Origin of the sequence: Cysteiniphilum litorale, assembly GCF_003428165.1 — a bacterium.
GTDB lineage: Bacteria > Pseudomonadota > Gammaproteobacteria > Francisellales > Francisellaceae > Caedibacter > Caedibacter litoralis.
In genome coordinates this window covers 1-2,463 of sequence record NZ_QLIQ01000103.1, presented here as the reverse complement: position 1 = coordinate 2,463, position 2,463 = coordinate 1, and the positions used below count along the sequence as shown (strand labels likewise).

2 protein-coding genes are annotated in these 2,463 nt (G+C 38.1%); both read left to right on the top strand.

Annotated elements, in window-relative coordinates; translation table 11 throughout:
• On the top strand, positions 1-1,913 hold a 1,913-nt coding region (locus tag DNJ75_RS14645), incomplete at its 5' end, for an RHS repeat protein (RefSeq protein ID WP_206609125.1).
• A gap of 12 nt (positions 1,914-1,925) precedes the next feature.
• Positions 1,926-2,463, top strand: a 538-nt coding sequence (locus DNJ75_RS14640) for a hypothetical protein (RefSeq protein WP_157968393.1), incomplete at its 3' end; no start/stop codon positions are given.

Sequence of the window (2,463 nt, the reverse complement as noted above, 5' to 3'; positions counted from 1 at the left end):
GGGATTCTTCAGTGCCAGTAAACCCTCTAGGCACAGTATCAAATGAAAATAGATTGCTACATATTCTGCCAGAGAATGGAAACAAGGTAATGCAAGTACCCATTGTTAGCATTCCTTTAGATGATGGGTTGACGTTTAATTATAGTATGTTTCTAAAAACAAATGGCAATGGCGTTGATTTTATACAGCCAAGTCTTTTTTCTTTTGATATGGGGCAGAATCCTTTTCAATCAGCCCAAAACTATAATATGGCTTTTTTATTATCACAGGATGGTGTCATACATAATTTAATCTATCCTAAATATGGAGGCGGTGGTTTATCAACTGACCATTTTTATATATATGCAAATACATCAAACCAAACAACAACCGCATATGCCCCATCAGGAGAAGTCTACTCGCAAGGTTTTGGTTATCATAGTGAAACAATGTCTATTAACAGTCGACATCACAAATCTAGTATTATTTATAATTATCAGTCTTTTGGGACACCTTGTGGTGCAGGTCAATATTTAAAGAATATTCAACTATCGAATGGCTATGAGCTAACATTTAGCTACTTCTCAAACCCAATCTACTCTTACAATGGCCACAATCAAACCACGCATTATGTCTGTACTCAATACATTTTAAGTGGCATTGCTGATAATCAGGCGAGGCACTGGACATTCCCATATTTTAAAACCGGTGCGACAGGCGCTTATGCCTCAACCACTGGCATGACCTTTCCAAATGGTGATGCAATTTCAACAGGTGCATACGGCTGTTTGGGTGTTGGTTCATGGTGGTGTGGCAATGGGACTATGAACGATATAACAGGTTTAACCTATAGTGGATTAAACAGTTCAAGCATAACCTATTCAGGCGCTAACTTATCTGCTAACGAAACAGAGACCTATAGCGTTGTTAATGGTGATCATATTATTACCCACACCGATGGCTCAAAAGATATTTACCACTATATTGCTTCAACTAATGGAGAACTTAATAATAACAAAGGCGCTTACGATAAACATTTGATTGAAGATAAAACTGGTAAAGTCTATTACGATGAAGAAAATACGTGGACAGATATATCAGGTGTTCCAGTATTAACTAAGCAGACGATCACACAGGATGGTGTCACAACTTCTAAAGTTTTTAGTGATTTTAATAGCTTTCTATATCCACAAACAATCGTAGAGACAGCATCAAATGGAGAGACGCGCACAACCAAATCAACCTATTTTGTGTTAGAGGCGTCAAGCACCCATGGGCATATGGTTAAACCTGCAACTGTTACAGTCACTGATAGCGCAGGTAAAGTGGTACAAAGTGTTGTTAATACCTATGACACAGAAGGATATTTAACGGCTTCGACAGTCAATGGTGTCACAACAACGTATAGTTATGATGCCAAAGGTAATATGGCATCTGAAACCGACGCTAGTGGCAATAAAACGCAATATTTAAATTACGTCAACGGACAACCACAAACAGTCATTGATCCTAATGGCAACTCAACCACTTATACTTACGATTATCGTGGTCTTGTGTTAACAAAGACTGATGCCAAAGGCAATGTGACGAAGTATAGTTATGATGCAATGGATCGCTTAATATCTGTCACACCTCCAATTGGGAATCCTGTTACTTATAGCTACACTAATAATGGGCTAACCGTCACGAAAACACAAGGACAAGCCGTCACAACCACTAACTATGATGGCTTTGGGCGTGTGATTAATTCAATGGTAAGCGATAATAATCCAGCAGATATAATTGTTCAGGTCAATAAATATGACCCCGTGAATAATAGGCGCTTTGCCAGTTATCCTTGTCGAGATATTGCACAATGCACTGTTGGTGATATTTACACAAACGATGTATTAAATCGTCCGATTCAACTAGTCAAAGATACGGCATCGTTTTAGAGGGATAATGAGATGAAAATATTAACAAAATTATCTTTTGCTTTTTTTAGTCTATTTGTTGCCGTTAATAGCTTCGCTAGTTATACATGGACAGCGAGTTATGGTGGATATCGCAGTAGCGCCAGCACCCCATATACGCACTCAAATAAAGTGGTAACTGATCCTAACGGTCATGAGCAAGAGTATATCTATAAGCAAGGTTTTGGCTCTCCACAACTGATAAGTAATAGTTTTGTGGTGAATGGTGTTAGCACTATTTGGCTCGATAGTGAATATGATACGAATGGTCGGTTATTAGCTATCAAAGACCAGCAGACTAAACTTGGCAGAGGTTACACATATGATGTAACTTGTTTAGATTGGTTAATGTCACAAACTGATCCTGAGCTTGGTACAACAAATTATACTTATTATGCCAATGGGCTAAGAGAGACAGAACAAACCGATAATAGTTCAAAAACAAAATTTGTTTATGATGCTAATGGAAATGTTAGCTCTATTATCTACAGTGCTTCTGCGGATAATAGTATTCCAGTAGCACCAACCGTTA